Annotated in this window: 19 protein-coding genes and 1 other RNA gene; 9 read left to right on the top strand and 11 right to left on the bottom strand. The window is 64.3% G+C overall.

Annotation, left to right across the window (positions count from 1 at the left end; genetic code table 11):
* The first annotated feature begins 14 nt into the window (after positions 1–14).
* Together L8U58_RS03585 and L8U58_RS03580 are read left to right on the top strand one after the other, a co-directional pair.
* Entirely contained in the window at positions 15–632 is a 618-nt protein-coding gene (locus L8U58_RS03585; RefSeq protein WP_070550895.1) for an RNA polymerase sigma factor, read from the top strand.
* A 66-nt stretch (positions 633–698) separates the two neighbouring features.
* On the top strand, positions 699–1,973 hold the full coding sequence (locus tag L8U58_RS03580; protein WP_070550892.1) for a ferrochelatase: 1,275 nt from the start codon (positions 699–701) through the stop codon (positions 1,971–1,973).
* A 37-nt stretch (positions 1,974–2,010) separates the two neighbouring features.
* Here L8U58_RS03580 and L8U58_RS03575 read toward each other — a convergent pair whose 3' ends face one another.
* Both L8U58_RS03575 and L8U58_RS03570 read right to left on the bottom strand, forming a co-directional pair.
* Positions 2,011–3,090: an aspartate-semialdehyde dehydrogenase gene (locus tag L8U58_RS03575; RefSeq protein ID WP_034980103.1), complete on the bottom strand. Its 1,080-nt coding sequence runs from the start codon at positions 3,088–3,090 to the stop codon at positions 2,011–2,013.
* A 38-nt stretch (positions 3,091–3,128) separates the two neighbouring features.
* Positions 3,129–4,394 (bottom strand): aspartate kinase, encoded by a 1,266-nt coding sequence (locus tag L8U58_RS03570; protein ID WP_043012405.1) that lies wholly within the window; start codon positions 4,392–4,394, stop codon positions 3,129–3,131.
* A gap of 249 nt (positions 4,395–4,643) precedes the next feature.
* On the opposite strand from L8U58_RS03570, the gene L8U58_RS03565 reads away from it, so the two are divergent.
* The 3 genes from L8U58_RS03565 to L8U58_RS03555 all read left to right on the top strand — a co-directional run bounded on the left by L8U58_RS03565 (position 4,644) and on the right by L8U58_RS03555 (position 9,812).
* Positions 4,644–5,582 carry a DMT family transporter gene (locus L8U58_RS03565; RefSeq protein WP_269954710.1) on the top strand — a complete coding sequence of 313 codons (939 nt, stop codon included), beginning with the start codon at positions 4,644–4,646 and terminating at the stop codon, positions 5,580–5,582.
* Positions 5,583–5,883: 301 nt separating this feature from the next.
* Positions 5,884–7,671, top strand: a complete 1,788-nt coding sequence (gene leuA, locus L8U58_RS03560; RefSeq protein WP_269954709.1) for a 2-isopropylmalate synthase — start codon at positions 5,884–5,886, stop codon at positions 7,669–7,671.
* 110 nt (positions 7,672–7,781) lie between these two features.
* Positions 7,782–9,812, top strand: coding sequence for a DNA polymerase III subunit epsilon (locus tag L8U58_RS03555; RefSeq protein WP_269954708.1), 2,031 nt, complete (start codon positions 7,782–7,784; stop codon positions 9,810–9,812).
* Between the two features lie 299 nt (positions 9,813–10,111).
* Here the strand turns inward: L8U58_RS03555 and L8U58_RS03550 are convergent, their stop codons facing one another.
* Both L8U58_RS03550 and arsB read right to left on the bottom strand, forming a co-directional pair.
* Positions 10,112–10,540, bottom strand: coding sequence for an arsenate-mycothiol transferase ArsC (locus L8U58_RS03550; RefSeq protein WP_269954707.1), 429 nt, complete (start codon positions 10,538–10,540; stop codon positions 10,112–10,114).
* A 17-nt stretch (positions 10,541–10,557) separates the two neighbouring features.
* Positions 10,558–11,649: an ACR3 family arsenite efflux transporter gene (gene arsB / locus L8U58_RS03545; protein WP_187402003.1), complete on the bottom strand. Its 1,092-nt coding sequence runs from the start codon at positions 11,647–11,649 to the stop codon at positions 10,558–10,560.
* Positions 11,650–11,728: 79 nt separating this feature from the next.
* Here arsB and L8U58_RS03540 point away from each other — a divergent pair, with 79 nt between their 5' ends.
* The 3 genes from L8U58_RS03540 (at position 11,729) to L8U58_RS03530 (ending at position 14,428) form a co-directional block, all read left to right on the top strand.
* The gene (locus L8U58_RS03540) at positions 11,729–12,076 is read left to right on the top strand and encodes an ArsR/SmtB family transcription factor (RefSeq protein WP_034968915.1); all 348 of its coding nucleotides are present in this window, start codon (positions 11,729–11,731) and stop codon (positions 12,074–12,076) included.
* Between the two features lie 66 nt (positions 12,077–12,142).
* Positions 12,143–13,603, top strand: coding sequence for a Mur ligase family protein (locus L8U58_RS03535; protein ID WP_269954706.1), 1,461 nt, complete (start codon positions 12,143–12,145; stop codon positions 13,601–13,603).
* The gene (locus L8U58_RS03530) at positions 13,604–14,428 is read left to right on the top strand and encodes a type 1 glutamine amidotransferase (RefSeq protein WP_269954705.1); all 825 of its coding nucleotides are present in this window, start codon (positions 13,604–13,606) and stop codon (positions 14,426–14,428) included.
* Here L8U58_RS03530 and L8U58_RS03525 read toward each other — a convergent pair.
* The 6 genes from L8U58_RS03525 to L8U58_RS03500 all read right to left on the bottom strand — a co-directional run bounded on the left by L8U58_RS03525 (position 14,425) and on the right by L8U58_RS03500 (position 20,924).
* Positions 14,425–14,856 (bottom strand): DoxX family protein, encoded by a 432-nt coding sequence (locus L8U58_RS03525; RefSeq protein ID WP_269954704.1) that lies wholly within the window; start codon positions 14,854–14,856, stop codon positions 14,425–14,427. The two genes, L8U58_RS03530 and L8U58_RS03525, sit on opposite strands and share 4 nt — an antisense overlap.
* Positions 14,857–14,926: 70 nt before the next feature.
* Entirely contained in the window at positions 14,927–15,658 is a 732-nt protein-coding gene (gene recR, locus L8U58_RS03520; protein WP_269954703.1) for a recombination mediator RecR, read from the bottom strand.
* A 30-nt stretch (positions 15,659–15,688) separates the two neighbouring features.
* Positions 15,689–16,003 (bottom strand): YbaB/EbfC family nucleoid-associated protein, encoded by a 315-nt coding sequence (locus L8U58_RS03515; protein WP_269954702.1) that lies wholly within the window; start codon positions 16,001–16,003, stop codon positions 15,689–15,691.
* A gap of 116 nt (positions 16,004–16,119) precedes the next feature.
* Entirely contained in the window at positions 16,120–18,870 is a 2,751-nt protein-coding gene (locus L8U58_RS03510) for a DNA polymerase III subunit gamma and tau (protein ID WP_269954701.1), read from the bottom strand.
* 44 nt (positions 18,871–18,914) lie between these two features.
* The gene (locus L8U58_RS03505) at positions 18,915–19,514 is read right to left on the bottom strand and encodes a suppressor of fused domain protein (protein WP_043014878.1); all 600 of its coding nucleotides are present in this window, start codon (positions 19,512–19,514) and stop codon (positions 18,915–18,917) included.
* A gap of 126 nt (positions 19,515–19,640) precedes the next feature.
* Entirely contained in the window at positions 19,641–20,924 is a 1,284-nt protein-coding gene (locus L8U58_RS03500; RefSeq protein WP_269954700.1) for an aspartate aminotransferase type Ic, read from the bottom strand.
* 219 nt (positions 20,925–21,143) lie between these two features.
* On the opposite strand from L8U58_RS03500, the gene L8U58_RS03495 reads away from it, so the two are divergent.
* Entirely contained in the window at positions 21,144–22,187 is a 1,044-nt protein-coding gene (locus tag L8U58_RS03495) for a magnesium and cobalt transport protein CorA (RefSeq protein ID WP_070550878.1), read from the top strand.
* A gap of 34 nt (positions 22,188–22,221) precedes the next feature.
* Here L8U58_RS03495 and ffs read toward each other — a convergent pair.
* An RNA gene (ffs, locus tag L8U58_RS03490) (signal recognition particle sRNA small type) lies at positions 22,222–22,316 on the bottom strand.
* Positions 22,317–22,405: the final 89 nt, after the last annotated feature.

Here is a 22,405-nt window from a genome sequence, read left to right as displayed (position 1 = left end):
GTTAGGCTTTTTTCATGACCAGCCAGGCAACTGACAGCCAGGCACGTGATGCCGCTGTGACCGACCTCGCCCTGCGCGCCGCCAGTGGCGACCGCCGAGCCCTCACGGAGTTCATCTCCGCCACGCACGATGACGTGTGGCGCCTGCTGGCTCACTTGGCCGATACCGACCGCGCGGACGACCTCACGCAGGAGACCTACCTGCGAGTGTTGAGCGCCCTGCCTCGCTTCGCCGCCCGCTCCACCGCGCGCACCTGGATCCTTTCCCTCGCCCACCGCGTGTGGGTGGATAGCGTGCGCCACGACATGGCCCGCCCCCGCAGCTCCTCCACGGAGATCGAGGACGCCACCAGCTCCACCCCCGCCGCCGAGACGACCGGTGGGCAGAGCTGGGCCGAGTGGGTAGATACCCGCGCCCTCATCGACCAGCTGGAGGCCGACCGCCGCGAGGCTCTGATCCTCACGCAGGTTCTGGGTTACACCTACGCCGAGGCTGCGAAGATCGCAAACGTCCGCGTAGGCACGATCCGCTCCCGCGTCGCCCGCGCGCGTGCCGACCTGGTTGAGATGGCCGCCGGTGGGAAAGGTGGCGTCACAAAGAAGAACAACAAGCGCCGCTTCGGTGTGGCCTAAATCGGGTACAGCCACGACCCCGCCACGTTTAAAGAACTGCGGGGTCAACGGGCTAGGCTGGTGAATATGAGCACGAGCCCCAGCAACCCGTCCATCGCCGCCGACTCCGCCCTGCTACTGCTATCTTTCGGCGGCCCGGAGAAGTCCGAGGACGTGGTCCCCTTCCTGGAAAACGTCACGCGCGGCCGCGGCATCCCCCGCGCGCGTTTGGAGAAGGTGGGCGAGCACTACTTCGCCCTCGGTGGCCGCTCCCCCATCAACGACCAGAACAAGCAGCTGATCAGCAACATTGAGGCCGAGCTTTCCCGCCGGGGCATCGACATGCCGGTGTACTTCGGCAACCGCAACTGGGAGCCCTACGTGGAGGACGCACTGCAGCAGATGTCCCGCGATGGCATCCGCCACGTCTACGTCTTCGCCACCAGCGCCTGGGGCGGCTACTCGGGTTGCTCGCAGTACCAAGAGGACCTGCGCCGCGCCATCGCCGCCTGCGAGGAGGCCGGCCTGGATGTACCGACGGTGGAACGACTGCCGCAGTTCCACTCCCACCCGACCTTCATCGCGGAGTTCGCCCAGGCAGTGGATGCTGCCCGCGAAGAGCTGCGTGCCGAGCATGGCGAGGAAGCCGCGGCGGAGGCCGACCTGGTCTTCACTGCCCACTCCGTGCCGACGGTGGCGGATAAGGCAGCAGGTCCGCACAAGTTCGGCGGGAACCTGTACTCCCAGCAGGTTCTGGATGCCTCCCGCCTGATCCAGCAGGCCAGCAGCTTCGCCGATACCCCCGGCAGCGGCGCGGACTATGCCTGGACTGGCCGCCTTTCCCGTCACGAAAACGTTGGAGGCCGTGGCGACGGACCCGCCCACACTGGTGAGAAGGTGGGGGTTGATGTTGGCGTCGGCACCGCACTCGACGTCGAGCTCGTGTGGCAGTCACGGTCGGGCTCCCCGCATGTGCCGTGGCTAGAGCCGGACGTATGCGACCACATCGAGGCGCGCGCGAAGGCCGGCAACAAACGCGCGATCGTGCTGTGCCCGGTGGGCTTCATCACCGACCATATGGAGGTCAAGTGGGACCTGGACACGGAGGCTCGCAAGGCCGCCGCAGAGGCGGGCATCCCCTTCGCGCGCGTTGCTACCCCGGGTTTGACCGCCGGTTTCGCGGAGATGGTGGTCGATCTTGTTGTTGCTGATGACGCCCCGCTCCCCGGCCTAACCGAAGATCAGCACGCCGCGCGAGCTCTGGCGGCGAAGGTGGTGGGCGACCTGGCGACGGTGCCGGACTTCGGCCACACGTTCAACGGCAAGCCGTGTGCCCCGGGTTGCTGCGGCAGCGAGGCCTAGAGGCCGGGCGAGCTACCCGGCGCGACGCGGCGCAACGCTAGACCAGCAGCTCCGCGATCTGGATGGTGTTCAGCGCCGCGCCCTTGCGCAGGTTATCTCCGGCGACGACCAGCACTAGGCCGCGGTTGCCGTCGACGGTCTGATCCTGGCGGATGCGACCGACCAGGCTTTCGTCGATTCCCGTGGCGGCCAGCGGGGTGGGCACGTCCACGACCTTCACACCTGGGGTGTCGGCCAGTAGCTGGCGGGCGGTATCCGGGGTGATCTCCCGGTCGAACTCCGCGTGGATGGTCATGGTGTGGCCGGTGAAGACGGGCACGCGCACGCAGGTGCCGGCCACGCGCAGCTCTGGGATTCCCAGGATCTTGCGGGATTCGTTGCGCAGCTTCTGCTCCTCGTCGGTCTCCTCGGAGCCATCATCGACGAGGTTGCCTGCCATCGGCAGGGCGTTAAAGGCGATGGGGGCGACGTAGGGGCCCAGGTCCTCTGCCTTCAGCGCGGAGCCGTCGTGCACCAGCTTGCGCAGGGCGTCGGCCGCGGCGCCACTCTCGGTACCAGCTTCGCCACCGTCAGCGCCACCCAGGTTGTCCAGCACCTGGCGCACCAGCGCGTCCACGCCAGCCAGCCCGGAGCCGGAAACTGCCTGGTAGGAGCTCACGTGCATGCGGTTCAGCCCCGCCGCCTTGTGCAGCGCACCCATCACCGGCATGGCGGCCATGGTGGTGCAGTTTGGGTTGGCGATGATGCCCTTGGGGGTGTTCTTGACGTCCTGCGGGTTTACCTCGGAGACGACGAGCGGGACCTCCGGATCCTTGCGGAAGGCCGAGGAGTTGTCCACGACGATCGCCCCGGCCTCTGCGAAGCGCGGGGAGTGCTCGCGGGAAGTTCCGCCGCCTGCGGAGAACAGCGCGATGTCGATACCACGCAGATCCTCGGTGGCGGTGGCGGCGACGTCCTCGATGACGATCTGCTCGCCGCGGAACTCCAGCGTCTTACCTGCAGAACGTGCGGAGGCGAAGAAGCGCACCTTGTCCGCCGGGAAGTTCCGCTCGACGAGGATGTCGCGCATTACGCGACCTACTTGGCCGGTTGCTCCGACGACGGCGATGGTGGTCATACGGGGATCTACCTCTTCTATCTGCTTAAGCCGCTGGTTTAGCGTCCCGTTCCAGCGTACACGGTGGCTTCTTCGTCGCCGCCCAACTGGAAACGGTCGTGGATGGCGCGCACGGCCTTATCCACGTCCGTGTCGCGGATCAGCACGGAGATGCGGATCTCGGAGGTGCTGATCAGTTCAATGTTCACGCCTGCGTCGCGCAGGGCCTCGCAGAAGTCGGCGGTCACGCCGGGGTGGGACTTCATGCCAGCGCCGACCAGGGAGACCTTGCCCACGTGGTCGTCAAAGATGATGTCCTGCCAGTCGTTTTGCTCCTTGATGCCCTTCAGCAGCTGCATTGCGCGGGTGGCGTCGGTACGCGGGCAGGTGAAGGTAATGTCGGTGCGGTTGTTGTCGATCTTGCTGATGTTCTGCACAACCATGTCGATGTTGATCTCGGCATCGGCGACGGCGCGGAAGACCTTGGCCGCCTCCCCCGGGGAGTCCGGGATGCCGAGGACGGCGATCTTGGCCTCGGAGCGGTCGTGAGCCACGCCGGTGAGTACTGCTTCTTCCATGGGAATATCCTCCATTGATCCAGAGACGAGGGTGCCGATATCGGTGCTGTACGAGGAACGGACGCGCAGTGGCACGTCGAATGCGCGGGCGTACTCCACGCTGCGCAGCATCAGCACTTTCGCGCCGACGGCCGCCATCTCCAGCATTTCTTCGAAAGAGATCGTGTCGAGCTTCTTGGCATTCGACACGATGCGCGGGTCCGCGGTGTACACGCCGTCGACGTCGGAGTAGATCTCGCACACGTCGGCGTTCAGCGCGGCGGCCAGGGCTACGGCGGTGGCGTCCGAGCCGCCGCGGCCGAGGGTGGTCACGTCCCGCGTTTCGCGGTTCACGCCCTGGAATCCGGCGACCAGGCAGATCTTGCCTTCGCCCAGAGCCTCCTGCACGCGGCCGGGGGTGACGTCCACGATGCGTGCGTTGCCGTGCCGCTCGGTAGTCAGCACGCCTGCCTGCGAGCCGGTGAAGGACTGCGCCTCCGCGCCGAAGGAGGCGATAGCCATGGCCACCAGTGCGTTGGAGATGCGCTCACCAGCGGTCAGCAGCATGTCCATCTCGCGCGCGGGCGGCACGGGGTTGACCTGCTCGGCCAGTTCCAGCAGGTCGTCGGTGGTATCTCCCATGGCGGAGCAGACGACAACCACGTCGTTGCCCTGTTTCTTTGTTTCCACGATTCGCTCGGCTACGCGCCGGATCCTCTCCGCGCTTTCCAGCGAGGAGCCGCCGTATTTCTGAACGATGAGCGCCACTGGTTGTTGCCACCTTCCGGTTCTAGTCTTAACAAGTCCTTAGACTACTCGGTCTGTTTCCCTGGGGCTAGGTTTCGGGTAACTCTTTTTTACTTTATGACGCCACCTCTTCCGCAAACCACATTCGTCACATACGTAACACGCGCACCGCAGACTAATGATCGGTGCAGCCCTTGGCGTCCGATAAAGTACCCAGAGACCGACCCGGCGAACTGGACCAGAAAATCTACACAGAAGTGAGGGGGCACAATGCTCGAAAACAACGCTGTCGCAGTTGTTTTCGCTTTGGGCTCCGCACTCACCATCGCCTGGGGGACGGTGGTGCGCCACCGCATCGCCGTCGCCTCCGGCGAGAATCGCAGCGGCGCTATCTGGGATGCCATCAAGCAGCCCACGTGGTGGGTCGGCGTGGCCAGCGCCCTGTTCGGATACCTGCTGCAGATCGTGGCGCTGGCGTTCGGAACGCTGCTGGTGGTACAGCCGATCCTCGTACTCTCCCTAATGTTCACACTGCCACTGTCGGCAAAGTACGACGGGCGGCGGATATCGGCGTCCGAAACAGCATGGGCAGGGCTTTTGACGGCCGCAGTAGCCATCCTCGTTGTGCGCGGCAACCCGGCGCCCGGGCACCGCGAGCCAGACCTGAGCGTGTGGCTGGTGTGCCTGGGCATCGGCGCGGTGATTCTGCTGGCGTTCTTCGTGTATGCACTGCAGCAGGCGGCGGCGCTGCGCGCGCTGGTGCTGGGGTCGATCACCGGCGCGATCATGGGATACGTCGCCGTGCTTTCGAAGGCCGTGGTGGATGTTTTCAGCGATGCCGGGACGGCCGCACTGCTGGCTTCATGGGAACTGTGGACACTCATCGCCTTCGCAGCCATTGGCACGGCGGTGCAGCAGGCCTCCTTTAATGCGGGACCGCTAAAGAACTCCCTGCCCGCGATGACGGTGGTGGAGCCGCTGGTGGCATTCGTGCTGGGCTACATCGTGCTGGGCGAGAAGTTCCAGATCGAAGGCTGGGAGTATGCCTACATGGCGGCCGCCATTGCAGTGATGACGATCTCGACGGTGATCCTGAGTCGTAAGTCGATCGACGAGGAAGAGGCCTCAGCCGCAGGCGGGGCGAACCATACAGACACGGAAGCGGCACCGAATGCTGGAGCCACAGGGGCGGAGACGGCGGCGTCATAAAGAAGACACCATAAAGAAAACAGCAACAAACACCCCACAATGAGGGACAGATTTCCCAATATGTGGGATTTGGGGCGCGTTTGTCTCGTTTTCCTGTGACGCAGCTAATACTCGGGCTATAGTCGGAGCCATGACAACGCTAGCGCGCAACCTGCTTCTGTGACGCGGCGGGGCTCAAAGGTTTAAGCGATTGTGGGCTAACAGCTCACCCACCGACCGGCACCCCGTCGCGGAGTTTGGCGTTGCCGGTCGGGAAATACAAACAAGAACACCCACTTCTTTCCCAGGAGCCCCCGCACCCATGTCCAACGACACTTTCATCTCCGCACCCGCCCGCATCAACACCCCGAACGGTGAGATCCCCGCAGACCAGCCCGCCTGGAACAAGCAGCGCAACTCCACCATGCCGCACGCGCGCTACCAGCCGTTCTTCGAAGAGGTAGAGGAAATCACCCTGCCGGATCGCACTTGGCCGGACAAGGTCATCGACCGCGCGCCGCAGTGGTGCGCCGTGGATCTGCGCGACGGCAACCAGGCACTGATCGACCCGATGAGCCCAGAGCGTAAGCGCCGCATGTTCCAGCTGCTGGTCGACATGGGCTACAAGGAGATCGAGGTCGGCTTCCCCTCGGCCTCCCAGACCGACTTCAACTTCGTCCGCGAGATCATCGAGAACAACAAGATCCCCGACGACGTCACCATCCAGGTGCTGGTCCAGGCGCGCGAGCACCTGATCCGCCGCACCTTCGAAGCCTGTGAGGGCGCGAAGAATGTCATCGTCCACTTCTACAACTCCACCTCGAAGCTGCAGCGCAAGGTCGTGTTCCGCAAGGACAAGGAAGCCATCAAGAAGCTGGCCACCGACGCAGCCGAGCTGATCAAGACCATCGCCAAGGACTACCCGGACACCAACTGGCGCTGGGAGTACTCCCCCGAGTCCTTCACCGGCACCGAGGTCGCCTACGCCAAGGAAGTCTGCGACGCAGTCGTCGAGGTAATGGACCCGACGCCGGAGAACCCGATCATCCTGAACCTGCCCTCCACCGTCGAGATGATCACCCCGAACGTGTACGCGGACTCCATCGAGTGGATGCACCGCAACCTGAACCGCCGCGACTCCATCATCCTGTCGCTGCACCCGCACAACGACCGCGGCACCGGCGTGGCAGCCGCCGAGCTGGGCTACATGGCCGGCGCCGACCGCATCGAAGGCTGCCTGTTCGGCAACGGCGAGCGCACCGGCAACGTCTGCCTGGTCACCCTGGGTCTGAACATGCTGACCCAGGGCGTGGACCCGCAGATCGACTTCTCCGACATCGACCAGGTGCGCCGCACCGTGGAGTACTGCAACCAGCTGCGCGTGCCGGAGCGCCACCCTTACGGCGGCGACCTGGTGTTCACCGCGTTCTCCGGCTCCCACCAGGATGCAATTAACAAGGGCCTGGACGCTCTCGAGGAGGAGACCTGGGAGGTTCCGTACCTGCCGATCGACCCGAAGGACGTGGGCCGTTCCTATGAGGCCGTGATCCGCGTGAACTCCCAGTCCGGCAAGGGCGGCGTGGCCTACATCATGAAGACCGACCACAACCTGCAGCTGCCGCGCCCGATGCAGGTGGAGTTCTCTTCCGTCGTGCAAGCCGTCACCGATGCCGAGGGCGGCGAGGTGAACCCGAAGGCCATGTGGGACATTTTCTCCGGCGAGTACCTGGACCGTATCGCTCCGATCGAGACGATCTCCCTGACCGTCGACGGCGGCCAAAACGAAGGCGAAGAGGCCAAGGTCACCGGCCAGATCGAGTACAACGGCGAAGGCAGGACGGTGCAGGGCCGGGGCAACGGTCCGATCAGTGCATACTGCAACGCGCTGGAGGAACTGGGCTACGACGTGGAGGTTCAAGAGTACAGCCAGCACGCCCGCACCTCGGGCGACGACGCGGAGGCCGCCGCCTACGTCCTGGCCGAGGTCAACGGGGCGAAGTACTGGGGAGTGGGCATCGCCAGCTCCATTACCTACGCGTCGCTGAAGGCCATCACCTCTGCGGTGAACCGTTCGCAGGATGCCGCGGCTGGGGCACCGCAGGGCGCGTAGGCGCTGCGGCCTGGCTTAGCCCGTCGCAGCCTGGCTTAGCCCGTCGCGGCCTGTAGCCCCGTCGCAGCCTGGCAGCGGGGCGCCCAACCCCGCTGGGTAGTATGTAATCCATGAATGAGAACGATCACTCGGCCACCCCCGGCTCCGAGCACACCGGCTCAGGGCACACCGGCGCGCGCCGTCGCAGGCGCCCGCGCCGCAGGGTGACTCGCCCTGCAGGTTCTCTTGCTGTTTCTTTTTCTGACGGTACTTTTTCGGACGCCCACACCCCCGCCCCTCACCACTCCCCCGAAGGCGCCGAGGCTCATGCCGAGCCGGTGGCAACTCCGGCAACAACCTCGGTACCAACCCCCGAGTTCCAATCCGCCGCGGCCACCAACGACAATTCCGACGGTTCCCCCGGCGATAACTCCAACGGCGACCCCAGCGGTGCCCCCGGCGGTAACTCCAATGGCGACTCCAGCGGTGCCTCCAACGACAACAGTGAGACCACCGACCAGTCCAGCCCGCGCGAAGAGCTGGAGTCCGCCCTGCACGAACTCCCCTCCCCAGAGGAGGCTCCCTTCGCCGCAGTGAGCATCTCCACCTCCGGCATCCACCCGAAAACCTCCCGCCTGGTGGCACTTTCCGTGGTGTTCTTCGGCTCCGGCGCAGGCACTCCCGCCAGCGCCGAGGAGCTGCCGACCATCAACATCGGCGACGAAGTCGGCGCCCTGACCCGCCACCTCAACCCCGGCGAAGATGCGGGTCCTTGGCACCTCCACGGCTACCAAGTCACCGAATTGTCCCAGGCCCTGGGTTTCAACTCCAGCGCGCAGCTGATTCACCGGACTCTGGATGGGCGCACGCTCATCATGCACGAGTCCGACTACGTGTGGGGCTTCCTCACCCACGAGTTCAAACTGTCCCAGCGCTCGGCGAACCGCGGCCGTCGCAGCCGCGGCCGCGGGCGCGCCGGTCGCCGCTTGCCAACCCCCGCACCGGTCTCCATCATCGACACTCTCGCCACCGCCCGTCGCCAGGCCGCCAACGCCACCGACCCGCGCCTCCGCGCCATCGTCGCCAGCTACGGCCTCGCCCCCAACTCCGCTCACACCGACCCCGCCCCCGACTCCGCCCCAACCACTGAGGCTCACACCAGCGCAAACGTCCCCGCAAACGCCAGCCGGTCCGCCGTGCGAGCCTCTGCGGCGGCGCTGCCAGAGGTGGGAGCGGTGGCGTCAATAAGTAACAAAGACATCGACCCCGACACTCTGCTCGAGGCGAACGCGCGCCTCACCGCCGCACTCGCCCTCGCGCAGCAGCGCAGCGGCGAGCTGACCGTGCTGGATCCCGAGGACCTCGCGGCCGATCAATTTGGGCTGCGCCGTAGCGGACTTCGTATTGACGCCGCAAACTCCCCCCGGCCCTACGTGAACCCCGGGGCGTGGAAGCGCGGGGAACCGCTGGTCGAAGGTATGGAATTCGTGGTCAGCCCGGATGTGGCGATCGACCCGGACGTGCTGATCGGGCAGGGTGTTGCGGCCGGGCTGGCGTATAGCGAGAAGTTGAATCGGCGCAGCTCGCTGGTGGTGTGCAACGAAAACTACGAGCTGCGAGGCAAGGCCATGCACGCCGATCGGAAGGGGATTCCCCTGATCCGGGATGAGGATTTCCTGGCTCTGCTGGACGATGTGCAGCCCGGCGAGAAGGAGGCCGTTCCGACGAAGCCGGGTGCGGACGCGCGCCCGCGAACCAGCGGTTTGGCCGGCCCTCAGGGCGGTTCCGGTAAATCTGGCAGCTCTTCCGGCAATTCCGGCAGCTCTTCCGGCGGATCCGGCCACTCCGGCAGCTCCTCTAATGCTGGTAACTCTGGAACCTCTGCCCACAATTCCAGTAACTCCGGCAACTCTGGCCCCAATTCCGGAGGTCACAGAGGACATATCCCTGGCCCCAACAAGAAGCGAAATCGTCGGAGGCGCCGGCGCCGCAAGGGCTCCAGAGGATCCAATGGATCCGGCGGGTCCGGCGGCAAGAGTGGATCCGGTGGTTCCGGTGGCAAAAACAGTAGTAGCGGCAAGAATGGCAGCCAAGGCGGCGGTAAGCGTGGCAAGAACATCAACCACAGCGGCAGCGGTGGCCGTGGAAGCAATTCCCACTAGCCCCACGGGTCTCACTGACCCCGCCAGCACCACGCCGGAGCGCCCCGGCTGGCCTGCAAAATTACGGATGTCCCAAATCTTCGAGTTATTGAAAGTAGCGAACATGAAGTCCAAAAATACAACCCCCTGACCTGCGCAAACAGAATAGTTATGTTTTAAGACGTGGAATTTAGGACACTGAACACCTTGAGTGTCGGAAATGTTGCAAAACTCGCGGCAAACCTACGACGTCCGTCAGGCCGATTCGCACGCACCCGGCCCCGCGGGCGCCAATAAAACCGCTTAAACGGGATTAGGGACTATCCGCTCCAACCGTCGAGCAGTTCGGCAACGAGAGTCTGCACACGGGCGTCGATATGATCACGGATCAGCCGCATGCGCTCCATACCCTCTACCCCACGCGCGGAAGGCTCGTCAGTAACCCACCGCTGAAGACTGCCTCGCGCTTCATCTGGAAGCTCTAGCTGCGCATCCTTTCCGAGAATGATCACGCGATCAGCCTCCCGCAACAATGTTGAATCAACTTCCTTCGGGTGGCCGCCGGACATATCAGCGCCAACTTCACTTACAGCTTCCACCGATTCAGCGTTTAGGTTTTCGGCTGGTTTGGTGCCAGCGGAAAATATCTCAATCATCTCACCAGCATGCTTTTCGGCTAGGGCAGCAGCCATCTGTGACTTCCCGCCGTTGCCTACACAGACAAAGAGAACTTTAGGTTTCGCACTCATTTTGATTTGCTCCCTCATTAACCGGATCGTGTGGGGCTACCGGGCTGAGCGGGCAGCGTAGGATCCCCAGCAAAAAGTTTTGGCCCCATCGAGAGCATGACATAAACCAGTCCAACCAGCACCGGAATCTCAATAAGCGGGCCAATCGTTCCGGCCAATGCCTGCGCAGAAGTCGCTCCAAAAGTTCCGATTGACACAGCGATAGCAAGCTCGAAGTTATTTCCCGCAGCAGTGAAGGAAACCGATGCAGACTGCGCGTAGCTCAATCCCGTTACCTTTGAAACGACCAAGCTAATCGCGAACATGCCAGCGAAGTATGCGACCAGTGGAACAGCCGTACGCGCCACCGCCCATGGGTGTTCGGAGATCTGCTCCCCCTGCAGTGAAAACAAGAGCACGATCGTGTACAGCAGCCCAACCAATGCAAGTGGAGAAATTGCTGGCAGAAACTTGGTTTCGTACCACTCCCGCCCCTTGATCTTCTCACCAAACACGCGAGAAGCCAGACCAGCCGCCAATGGGATACCCAGAAATACTAAGACAGAAATCACAATTGACCAGAACGAGAAGTCGGCCGAGGTTGTAGGCAGCCCCAACCAACCCGGGAGTACCTGCAGGTAGAACCACCCCAACACGCCAAACATAAGCACTTGGAACACGGAGTTAACTGCCACCAGTACCGCAGTTAACTCCCTATCACCGCAAGAAAGCTCCGACCAGACCAGAACCATGGCTATGCACCGTGCCAAGCCAACGACAATCAAACCGGTGCGCAGTTCAGGCTCATCTGGCAAACACAGCCACGCCAAGACAAACATTAATGCCGGCCCCACGATCCAGTTCAAGACAATGGAAACTGTCATCAAGCGTCTATCAGAAGCGATCTGGCGAGTCTTGTCATACTGAACCTTTGCCAGAGGCGGATACATCATTACCAATAAGCCGAGTGCAATAGGAAACGAAATGCCCCCGACTTCTAGAGCTCCGAGCTTCTCCCCAATTCCCGGAACTACATGGTTCACTAACAGCCCCGCGACCATTGCGAAGATAATCCAAACAGGTAAGAACCGATCCAAAAAAGACATACGAGAGCGCGAGGAAGCTACCATGAGATCTTCTCCATATATTGATTAGTATCAATATTAAACTAGGTGCCGTATCGACATGTGTCAATATATGATTGTTGGCATGGCCACTCCACAGATTCTTCCGCTTTCCGACCTCTCAACATGTTGTTCACTTGGTAGCGGACCATTGTCGGACTTCGAGGCCACCAGGTATGCCATCTTGTTCAAAGTCCTAGCCGACCCTGCCCGCCTGCAAATACTCTCCCACCTGGCAGCCGAGGGCTGCGAGCCTATCAGTGTAAACCGGCTGGCAGATATCACTGGACTGAGCCAGCCTACTGTCTCCCATCATTTAAAGCGGCTCACCCAGGCAGGCCTGCTCCGCAAGATACGAACCGGTCGCACAGTCACACACCAGATACAACCCCAACTTTTTGCCGAACTCCGCACGGTTCTCCAGATGGACTAATGATCATCAGGCCCGGCGCGCCAGCCTCCAATTTCCAGCACACCCCGGCGGGTACACTTAGTCCCCATGGATAACTCTGATCAAACCGGCACTCAGCCTGCGGGGGCACAAGCCGCAGGTGCCCAGCAGAGCCAGGGCGCTCAAGCCGCAGCCGCACAAGCCGCAGGCGCTCAGCCTGCAGCCGCTCAGCCCGCCGGCACTCAGCCCGCCGGCACACGCCGCTCCGCGCTGCAGCGGCTCCGCAGCTCCGTTGCGATTCGCATGGCGCAGCTGGCGACGTGGGCGTCCAGAAAAGCAGGGCGAGGGGCCGGCGGCATGATCGGCGGCCTGATCGGCGGGGCAATCGACCCACAGCTAATGGCAAGCCTCGGCGCCGGCAAGGATGGCAAGAAGCGTCCAACGGTGCTGGTCACAGGCACAAACGGCAAGTCCACAACCACCCGCATGCTGGCCGGCGCCGTCCGCACAGCCGCGACCGTCTGCACTAACGAGGGCGGCGACAACATGGACGCGGGCGTGATCAGCGCGCTGCTTGCCGGCCGCGACGCTGACACAGTCGTGCTGGAAGTCGATGAGCTGCACGTCCCCAAAATCGCCGAGAAACTCGACGCGGACGTGCTGGTACTGCTGAACCTCTCGCGCGACCAGCTGGACCGCGTGGGCGAGATCAACAAGATCGAGCGCACCCTCCGCGCGTGCATAGAGGCTCGCCCCGACATGCAGGTCATCGCGAACTGCGACGATGTTTCCGTAACCTCCGCCGCTTGGGATTCCCCGAATGTCCAGTGGGTCAGCGCCGGCTTCGGCTGGGCCGGCGATTCCACCAGCTGCCCGCGCACCGAAGGCGCGATCATCCACCGCACTGGCGAAGACGGCGTGGTGGACTGGTACGCCGCAAAGAAGCTCCCCGATGGCCGGGAATTCCGCAGGCCAACCCCCGATTGGCGCATCACGGACGACGGCCTGATCGACCGCGAGGGCAACCTGCACCCGATGAACCTGACCCTCCCGGGCAACGCAAACCGCGGCAACGCCACCCAGGCCGTCGCCGCCGCCGTGGCTTTGAGCGAGCTTCTCCCTCAGCGCATCTCCACCGAGCAGGCGATCACCGCCGCGGAGAAGGTGGATAACGTCGCGGGCCGCTACTCCGTGGTGCACTTCGGTAACCACGAGGTCCGCCTGATGCTGGCGAAGAATCCAGCCGGCTGGCAGGAGGCCCTGTCGATGGTGGATCGCACCGCCGATAGCCTCGTGATCAGCGTAAATGGCCAGGTCGCCGACGGCCAGGACCTGTCGTGGCTGTGGGACGTGCGCTTCGAGAACTTCGAGGGCGTGCACGTGGTGGCCGCGGGCGAGCGTGGCACGGATCTGGCGGTCCGCCTCGGATACGCAGCGGTCGAGCACAATCTGATCAAGGATACGGTCGCGGCGATCCGTTCCTGCCCGCCGGGCCGCGTGGAGGTTCTGGCGAATTACACGGCATTCCGCGATTTGAAGCGGGTGCTGGACAAGGAAGGGGAAGCGTAAATGACCGCAGAGCTAAACATCGGCCTGATCCTGCCGGACGTTCTGGGCACGTATGGCGACGATGGCAACGCCCTGGTGCTGCGCCAGCGCGCCCGCATGCGCGGCATTTCCGCAGAGATTCACCCGATCCACCTGGGCGAGCCCGTCCCGGAGTCCCTGGACGTTTACACCGTCGGCGGCGGCGAGGATACCGCGCAGATACTGGCGGCAGAGCACCTGATCAGCGATGGCGGCATTTCCCGCGCGGTCGCCGCTGGCCGCCCGGTTCTGGCCATATGCGCAGGTCTGCAGGTGTTTGGCCGGTCCTTCACCAGCCATGGTCGCACGGTTGAGGGTTTGGGGCTTATAGACGCCACCACGTCCCAACTCGCCGAACGCATGATCGGCGAGATCGCCTCCACCCCGGCGGCCTCCGCCGTGACCGGCGGGGCGGCGGCAGCACAGGCTGGCGCTGGCGGCGGGGCAGGCCTGACCGAACCGCTGACGGGATTCGCTAACCACATGGGTGCCACTATCCTGGGCGCGGATGCCGAGCCGCTGGGACGCCTTACCCGGGGCACGGGCAACACCGATAACCACGGCGCGGAGGCCGCTGGGCTTTCCGGCGAGGATGCCCACCGGCAGACGCGCGCCGAAGGCGCCGTGCAGGGCTCCGTGGTGGCAACGTACATGCACGGCCCCGCGTTGGCCAGGAATCCCCAGTTGGCGGACTGGCTGCTCGCCCGCGCGATGGGGGTTGCGCTAAACGAGCTCCCCGAGTTCCAGGGTGAGCTGGCGGAGCAGTTGGAGCGCGAGGTGGCGTCGCTAAGAAAGGAACGCCTCTAAGCGCCGAGCTTGGCCACGCTAAGGATCATCGGCAGCTGAAGTGGGACGCGCGCGAAGGCGATGGCGCGCGCGGGCTGCGGTTTGGCACGCCAGTCCCAGGCCATCTTGATGTTGCCGGGGAGCACGCCTACTAGGAAGATCGCGGCGGCGGGAGCGATTGTACTGCGCAGCGCGCCACGCCATTCGGGCTTCAGGCTGCACGCCACGATGGTGGTGCCGAGGGCGATTTCCATGGCTCCTGAGCCGAGCGTCCAGGCGCGCGGGGTGCCGGGGAGTTCCTCCGGAACGATTCTGTCGAAGCCCTCCGGCTTAACAAGGTGCAGCACGCCTGCAGTGCTGAAGACGGTTCCCCATACGGCGGAGCGAATGCCGGCCGCACGGGAAAGGTGGTGCGGACGGAGGGCGTTGCGCAAAGGGTTTTTACTCATGGGCGCCACTGTAGTCCCGCCACCGTAGTCCCGCCGTTATAGTCCCGTCGTGCTACAGGGGCTACAGAAACTACAGCGCGGTGCGGCCGGCGAACGCGCGGGACAGGGTGAGCTCGTCGACGAACTCCAAGTCCCCGCCCATCGGGATCCCCGAGGCCAGGCGCGTGACCGTCAGCCCGGGGAAGTCGCGCAGCAGGCGGCCGAGGTAGGAGGCCGTCGCCTCGCCTTCCGTGTTCGGGTCGGTGGCGATGATGACTTCGGTGATGTCGGGGGCTTCGTCGTATTCAACGTCCGCGCTCTTAACGTCGCCCGTTCCCGCGCTGCCGGGGTCGCCACCGGCGGGTGTGTCGGCGTCGCCAAGAGAAGCACCGCCACCCTTCGCACCGAGCGCTACGTCCGGCAGCGCCCCGCCGATGCGCTGCACCAGGGGCGTGACGTTCAGTTCCTTCGGCCCAATCCCGTTGAGTGGGTCGAGTGCCCCGCCGAGCACGTGGTAGCGCCCGCGGTATTCCGCGGTGCGTTCGATCACCTGAATGTCTTTGGACTCCTCAACCACGCAGATGATGCTTTTGTCGCGGTTGGAGTCCGCGCAGATCCGGCACACATCTTCTTGGGAGATGTTGTGGCAGATGCGGCAGAACGTCACGCCGCGCTGCAGGCGGCCGAGTGCGCTTTGGAAGCGCTCGATGTCCTCCGGCTCTTCGTTCAGCAGGTGCAGCGCGATGCGTTGCGCGCTTTTCGGCCCGATGCCGGGCAGCCGGGAGAATTCGTCGATGACGTCCTGTAGTGGTCCTTCGAACAACTAGGTCTCTCTTTGGAGTTCTTAGAAGGCTTAGAAGCCCAGGCCGCTCATGCCCTGGGACAGCGGGCCCATCTTCTCCTCGGCGAGGGTCTGCAGCTTCTGGTTAGCGTCCTTGAATGCGCCGAGCAGCAGGTCCTTCAGGGTGTCGATGTCCTCGGGGTCGACGATCTTCGGGTCGATCTCCATGTCGGTGACCTCGCCGGTGCCTGCGACGGAAATGGTGACCAGGCCGTTGCCTGCCTCGCCCTTGACGGTGGAAGCGGCGATTTCGCGCTGTGCTTCCTGCAGCTGCGCCTGCATCTGCTGGGCCTGCTGCATCAGCTGGTTCATGTCTGGCTGGCTCATTTTGTTTACCTTTCGTCGAGGTTTCTCGTGCTTGGTTTTGTTCTTCCACAACTGTACCGGTCGGCTCGCACAGGCGTGTCAGGCACCTTCGCGTGTGCGGATGGTTGTGTTCACGCTTAGCGAACTCTCTCCGCGCCGAGACTCTTTTCGATCAGTTCACCTGCGATTTCCAGCGGCGTGCGGTGGTCGCGCTCGCCAGGTGCGGCCTCGAGGTCGGCGAGTAGCTCGTCGCGTTCTCTTTGTTCTGTTCTTTGTGACGCCCCCTCGTCCTCAGCAGCACCCGCCCCCGCGTGGGGCTGGCGGTTCGCGGCTCGGGATTGGGGGCCTTCCGCCCGCGCGGACGGTCCAGATGCCGCAGGCAGCACGGTGGGCCCAGGCTGTCCAAACTGTGCTGGCTGTCCCGGCTGATCGGAAGCCGACGGGTCGGAGGGCTCAGGCGGCAGAGGCGCGTCGGCGGCTGGGTCGGCTGCCGCGGGGTTCGCGAGGGGATCTGCGGCGTTGGCCGCCGCCCCGCCGCCCCAGTTGTCGACAGGGCTGTCTCCGTAGGCATCAACTGGCGGCTCGTCAGGCAGGGGAACGCCGTTGAAGCCGTTTTCCATGTTGTATTTCTTGCGGGCCTTGGCTCGTTCGGCGCGGGCGCGCCAGCCGGAGTTCGGGTCTTCCTGCGCGGCGGCTTCACTCGAATTGGCTGCAGTTCCAGCCCCCGCGCCGGCCGCGCCCCGGCTGCCAGCAGCGGCACCCGTTGCACCGGCCGCTCCAGCGGTGCCCGCCGCTGCGCCTGCGTTGCGGTGGGAGTGCGAGGCCTTGCGCATCGCTTCTTCCATCGCGCGGGCGCGCTCCAGGGCGCTGCTAGCAGCGCTGCGGGAGGCCGCTGCGTCCATTGGGGTTTCCGCTGGCACAGGGTTCACCGGTGTGGAGGCTGGTGTTTGTCCCTCACCGGCGGAGGGCTGTGCCGCCGCCGGTTCAGCTTTTCCCGGCTCATCGCCTCCTGCATGCTCGGCAGCTCCAGTAGCTCCGTCGCTTCCGGCGGCTCCGGCGCCGACAACTTCGTCGCCGACATAGACGACGATGCGGGCGGGACTTCCCGTGACGTTCTGGATAGCCTGCGAATAGGCTTCCGCGTTCTTCGCCCCGTTGACCAGCCGTGCTAGTGAGCCGGTGTGGTGGTCAACGTGAATCTCGCCCGGAGTGGGCTGGGATGCGCGCGGTGCGGCGCCTCGGAGGGCGATCCAAGCGCTGAGATCCAATTCGTGGACGGCATCCATGATGCGCGCCCAAGAACCCGAATCGATCGCAGCGGGTGCTTTCGCCGAAGCTTCCACCAAAGCCTCCGCCGAAGTCTCCGCCGGTTCAGAATCTGCCGGCGCTGCCTCCGCAGCGCTGGCCCGACGGTGGCGCTGCATGATGTCGCGCGCCCGGCGCGCTTCGGCGATGGCCGGAGATTCCTGCGCGGTTTGCTGTGCCGACTCATGCTCCACCTCAGCCGGTGTCTCCGGTACTGCCTCCTTTGTGGTCTCCTGCGGTGCCTTCGGCGCCGGGGAGGCTTCCACCGCTACCGGTTCGGAGGACTCGGCGGGCTGCTCCGCAGCCTTTCTGCGCCGGGCGAACATCTCCGCCCGGCTGCCGCGCACGCCCGTGCCAGTGCCTGTCCCAGCACCCGAACCAGCTCCAGCACCCGCGCCCGCACTCGAGCCGGCACCGCTACCGCCAGTCCCGCCATGCCCCTTCTCCAGGGCCTCCACACGCTGCGCCAGGGCCTCCACCGTCATGCCCGCGGCGGGCAGCGCCATGCGCGCGCACAGAATCTCCAGCAACAGTCGCGGTGCCGTGGCGCCGCGCATCTGCGCCAGCCCCTCGTTCACCAGGGATGCGCAGCGGGTCAGCGTCGCCTGCCCCATCTTCTCCGCCTGCTCGCGCAGCACGTCACGGGACTCCTCCGGCGCGTTCACCAGCCCACGTTCGAACGCATCCGGCACGGCCTGCACTACCAGCAGGTCGCGGAAGCGGTCCAGCAGATCCTCGCTGAAGCGGCGCGGGTCGTACCCCGCATCAATCACCTCGTCGACCACGGCAAACAGTGCGGCGGAGTCGTGTTCCGCCAGCGCATCCACAGCCCGGTCGATCAGGGTGGAATCCGTTACACCCAGCAAAGCCAGCGCGCGGTTGTAGGTCACGCCCTCCGGCCCTGCACCGGCCAGCAGCTGATCCATGATCGACAGCGAGTCACGCGGCGAACCGCCACCCGCCCGGATGACCAGCGGATACACCGCTCCCTCCACCGGCACGCCTTCGCCGGAGACCACCGACTCCAACAGTCCCCGCATATCCGGCGGCGCCAGCAGGCGGAACGGGTAGTTGTGAGTTCGGGAGCGAATCGTCTGCAGCAGCTTCTCCGGCTCCGTCGTGGCGAAGATGAAGATCAGGTGCTCCGGCGGCTCCTCCACGATCTTCAGCAGGGCGTTGAAGCCCGCCGTGGAGATCATGTGCGCCTCGTCAATAATGAATACCCGGTAGCTCGATTCCGCAGGCGCGTAGAAGGCACGTTCGCGCAGCTCACGCATGTCGTCTACGCCGTTGTGCGTGGCGGCGTCCAGCTCCGTCACATCTAGGTTCCCCGGCCCGCCGGGCGCCAGCGATACGCAGGATTCGCACTTTCCGCAGGGCGTGGACGTCGGCCCTTCCACGCAGTTCAGCGAACGAGCCAGGATGCGCGCCGACGATGTCTTGCCGCAACCGCGCGGCCCGGAAAACAGGTATGCGTGGTTGATCCGCCCACTATCCAGCGCCACCGACAACGGCTCGGTCACGTGGGATTGCCCCACGACCTCGGCAAACGTCGCCGGACGATATTTCCTATAAAGTGCCACGAACCTACCCTACATTCCGCTGAGGACGACCAGTTGCGGTTGCCTTAGCGCCAGATGTTGTTGATATTGACGCCCTCACGCACCAACCGCTCCTGCACCGCAGCCACACCGGCCGTCTGCGCTAGTTCAGCTTCCTCGTCGGTGAGCATCACCAGTTGCGCGACGATCGTCAGCCGGCCGGGGTGGGTGAACTCCACGTCCGTGTCGCCTTCCTTCGAGTGGCGGCTCGCGCCGCCGGAGGTGACTTCGTGGACGTGCGGCACGCCGTCATCCCATACATAGGGAACCACCAGCAGGCCGTTGCGGGCGGTGATCTTCCGCTCGGAATCCGCATCCATCTGCTGTACCACGTCCGGCAGCAAGGTGCCCGGCTGCGGTGGCCAGTGGCCGGGGTCCTGGGAGATCATCGACGCGGCATGTGCCAGCAGGTCGGCGGCGGTATCGTTGTGCCCGCTGACCACTGTCAGCAGCTCAACGCGCAGGTCGGAGCCATCTTCTGTTTCCAGTCCCGATTCCAATCGCCCCGCGTCGATGGTCATGGCCACCGTCTCCGCTAGCACGGCTTCATCGCCGCTCTCCGCGGATCCAGCGCCACCCTCCTGGGGTGTGTGGTTCTGGCCCGTGGGGGCGTCACCAAGAAACACCTCGGCGACAGCGAACTCGGGGAAGGAATCGCCGATCCTGCGACGCGCGATGGTCGGCTCGCCGGGCAGTAAGCCCTGGACCCAGACGAATGTTTCCTCGGTGTTGATGGCGACCTCCTCCCGTGTCTAGCGCTGGCCCGCGGCGTGCTCGACCATCTCGATCGCGGCGTAGAGCACGCAGGTGGCAAAGCCCTCCATGGCGATCTCCAGCTGCTCGATCGTCGGCATAGACGGCGCCAGGCGCAGGTTACGGTCGTTCGGATCCTGCTTCAGCGGGTAGGTGGAGCCCGCGGCGGTCAGAGCTACGCCGGCCTTCTTCGCCAGTTCCACAACACGGGAGGCAGTGCCGTCCAGCAGATTCACGGAGATGAAGTAGCCGCCTTCCGGGACGGTCCACTCGGCAACGTTGGCCTCGCCCAGGCGGCGCTCCAGGATCTCCACCACACGGGTGAACTTCGGCCCCAGGGAACCCGCGTGCTTGCGCATGAGGTCGCGCACACCCTCGGCATCCTTCAGGTACTGCAGGTGGGCCAGCTGGTTGACCTTGTTCGGACCAATGCCACGGACGTTGGCGATCTTCTTGTACCACTCCAGGTTCTCCGTGGAGGAAGCGAAGAAGGCCAGGCCCGCGCCCGCGAAAGTGATCTTGGAGGTGGAAGACATGGCCCAGAAACGGTTCGGGTTGCCCGCCTTTTCGGCGACGTCGAGGATGTTGATGATCTCCGGGAACTCGCCGGTCAGCGTGTGTACCACGTAGGCGTTATCCCAGACGATGCGGAAGTCCGGGGCGCCGGTTTCCATCGCAGCCAGCGCCTCGGCGGTCTGCTGCGAGTACGTCACGCCCGTCGGGTTGGCGAACATCGGCACGGCCCACATGCCCTTCACTGCCGGGTCCTTCGCCAACTCGCGAACCTGGTCCATGTCGGGACCTTCGTCGGTCATGTCGACGGTCAGCATCTCGAAGCCAAACAGCTCGGTGATGGAGTGGTGGCGGTCGTAGCCCGGCACGGGGCAGATCCACTTCAGCTTCTCCTCGGCCGACCACGGGCGCTCGGAATCGTTGGTGCCGAAAGTGTAGGCCCAGCTGATCAGGTCGAACATGATGTTCAGGCTGGAGGCATCGCCGGCGATGACGTTATCCACCGGCAGGCCCAGGACGTCCGCCCACAGCTGACGGACCTCCGTCAGGCCAACGCCACCGCCGTAGTTGCGCACGTCAACCCCGGAGGGCGAGGTGAAGTTCTCCCCCGGCAGGCTCAGCAGATCCACCGAGAAATCCAGCTGCTCCGCCGACGGCTTGCCGCGGGTGAGGTCCAGGTTCAGCCCCTTGGAGTGGAGCTCTTCATAAGCCTGACGGACATCCTCCTTCATGCTGAGGAGGAGTTCGGCGTTGACGTTATCGATATTCATATGCAGTCTCTCCCGCTTGTGGCGTGCTGGGCTAGCCATCGGTGTGGCTTTCTTTCTGCAAGTCTAACCGAAGCGTCGGACAGCGCGCCCCGGCGATCCGCACCACCGCTACCTGCAGGCAGCACTGCCGAGCGCTAGGATATCGACGAGCTGAAACGCGCAAGCGCCCGCGCGCGCCGCCCAAGCCCGCCCGTCGGATTGAGTTGGAAAGGATCCACCATGGCACACACACCACCCAACCGAATCCGGGTACCCGTCGAACGCGCCATCCGTGAATGTCGCCTTTACGTGCAGGGCAAGCAGTACCCAGGCCAGGCGAACTACGCCACGGCGCTGAAAGACATTGAAGCGCTGTCGGACGGCACCAGCAAGGACTTCGTCCTGGTCGACCTGGAGGAACCCTCCGAGGAGCAGATGACGAAGGTGGCCCAGCGCTACGACGTCGACGAGCTCATCGTCGAGGATGCCGTTAACGCCCACCAGCGCGCCAAGCTGGAGCGCTACGAAGATCAGCTGTTCACCGTCGTCCGTTCCGTCCGCTACGCGGGCAACAAGGACCTGGTCGACCGGCGCGACATCATTCAGACCGGCGAGGTGCAGATGGTCATCGGCCGGAAGTTCATCATCGTCGTGTCCCACGGCACGGATCTGCCCAACCCGGAAAGGCGTCTAGAGCAGGCGCCGGAGCTGCGCAGCAAGGGGCCGCTGTCGATTGCCTGGGCGATCACCGACTACCTCGTCGACGAATACACGCGCATTGCGGAGGCTCTGGAAGACCGAGTTGATGGACTGGAAGAGGAAGTCTTCACCCTCGGCGCGGAGTTCGACATCGAGAATATCTACGTCCTCAAGCGCGAGATCCTGGAGATGCGCCACGCCATCGACCCCCTGATCCCCGCCCTGCGCGCGCTGATCGACAACCACAAGGATCTCACGTCGAAGCAGATCAGAGCCTTCTTCCGCGATGTTTTGGACCACGCCATGCTGGCCAAGGACAAGGTCGACTCTTTCGACGAGCGCCTGACTTCCCTTATTCACGCGGGTTCGGCGATCATTTCTTTGCGTCAAAACCAAGATATGCGCACGATTTCCGCGGTCGTCGGCATGGCCGCCGCCCCCACGATGATTGCGGGTGTGTACGGCATGAACTTCGAAAACATGCCGGAGCTGCAGTGGCACTACGCCTACTACGTCTGCTTGGCCGCGATGGTCGGCGTGGTTGTGCTGATGTGGTGGTGGTTCAAGCGCAATAACTGGCTGTAGCGCGGGCACCGAAGCGGGCACAGTGCGGGCATAAAAAAGGGGACCCCGCGCACCCGTCAGAGCTCGTTGACCCTTGCTGCATTCCTGCCCTGGGGGAGTTCACAAGATACACGCCGCGCGGAATCCGCTGCCCATACTAACTCACGCGCACTCGTTGTTCCAAAGGCTCGTTCTTTCTTGTGTATGGACGCCCACTTTCCAACCCCTAGCACCGGATT

Origin of the sequence: Corynebacterium macclintockiae (assembly GCF_027570165.1) — a bacterium.
In the GTDB taxonomy this organism is placed as follows: Bacteria; Actinomycetota; Actinomycetes; order Mycobacteriales; family Mycobacteriaceae; genus Corynebacterium; species Corynebacterium macclintockiae.
This window is presented reverse-complemented; position numbering and strand designations above follow the sequence as displayed.

Coding starts and splice junctions, on each gene's coding strand:
- L8U58_RS03495 (WP_070550878.1), top strand. CDS start 21,144: ATGGCACACACACCACCCAACCGAATCCGGGTACCCGTCGAACGCGCC.
- arsB (WP_187402003.1), bottom strand. CDS start 11,649: ATGGTAGCTTCCTCGCGCTCTCGTATGTCTTTTTTGGATCGGTTCTTA.
- L8U58_RS03500 (WP_269954700.1), bottom strand. CDS start 20,924: ATGAATATCGATAACGTCAACGCCGAACTCCTCCTCAGCATGAAGGAG.
- L8U58_RS03525 (WP_269954704.1), bottom strand. CDS start 14,856: ATGAGTAAAAACCCTTTGCGCAACGCCCTCCGTCCGCACCACCTTTCC.
- L8U58_RS03580 (WP_070550892.1), top strand. CDS start 699: ATGAGCACGAGCCCCAGCAACCCGTCCATCGCCGCCGACTCCGCCCTG.
- L8U58_RS03515 (WP_269954702.1), bottom strand. CDS start 16,003: ATGAGCCAGCCAGACATGAACCAGCTGATGCAGCAGGCCCAGCAGATG.
- L8U58_RS03575 (WP_034980103.1), bottom strand. CDS start 3,090: ATGACCACCATCGCCGTCGTCGGAGCAACCGGCCAAGTAGGTCGCGTA.
- L8U58_RS03555 (WP_269954708.1), top strand. CDS start 7,782: ATGAATGAGAACGATCACTCGGCCACCCCCGGCTCCGAGCACACCGGC.
- L8U58_RS03585 (WP_070550895.1), top strand. CDS start 15: ATGACCAGCCAGGCAACTGACAGCCAGGCACGTGATGCCGCTGTGACC.
- L8U58_RS03550 (WP_269954707.1), bottom strand. CDS start 10,540: ATGAGTGCGAAACCTAAAGTTCTCTTTGTCTGTGTAGGCAACGGCGGG.
- L8U58_RS03535 (WP_269954706.1), top strand. CDS start 12,143: ATGGATAACTCTGATCAAACCGGCACTCAGCCTGCGGGGGCACAAGCC.
- L8U58_RS03530 (WP_269954705.1), top strand. CDS start 13,604: ATGACCGCAGAGCTAAACATCGGCCTGATCCTGCCGGACGTTCTGGGC.
- L8U58_RS03540 (WP_034968915.1), top strand. CDS start 11,729: ATGGCCACTCCACAGATTCTTCCGCTTTCCGACCTCTCAACATGTTGT.
- leuA (WP_269954709.1), top strand. CDS start 5,884: ATGTCCAACGACACTTTCATCTCCGCACCCGCCCGCATCAACACCCCG.
- L8U58_RS03565 (WP_269954710.1), top strand. CDS start 4,644: ATGCTCGAAAACAACGCTGTCGCAGTTGTTTTCGCTTTGGGCTCCGCA.